Consider the following 232-nt stretch of genomic DNA (forward strand, 5'->3'; position numbering starts at 1 on the left):
GTCATCGAGCAGGCTGAGCAGGGCGTCGACTACATGACTGTCCACGCGGGTGTGCGCTTGCCGTATGTCCCGCTGACCTCCAAGCGCGTCACCGGCATCGTCTCCCGCGGCGGCTCCATCATGGCCGGCTGGTGCCTCGCGCACCACAAGGAGTCCTTCCTCTACGAGAATTTCGACGAGCTGTGCGAGATCTTCGCGCAGTACGACATCGCATTCTCGATTGGCGACGGCC

The 232-nt window shown here is 63.4% G+C and carries 1 protein-coding gene; it reads left to right on the forward strand.

Annotated elements, in window-relative coordinates:
• Window positions 1–232, forward strand: a 232-nt coding sequence (locus RVY79_RS21785; protein WP_317466707.1) for a phosphomethylpyrimidine synthase ThiC, incomplete at both ends; no start/stop codon positions are given.

This window comes from Chromohalobacter sp. HP20-39 (assembly GCF_033052815.1).
Taxonomy (GTDB): Bacteria; Pseudomonadota; Gammaproteobacteria; order Pseudomonadales; family Halomonadaceae; genus Chromohalobacter.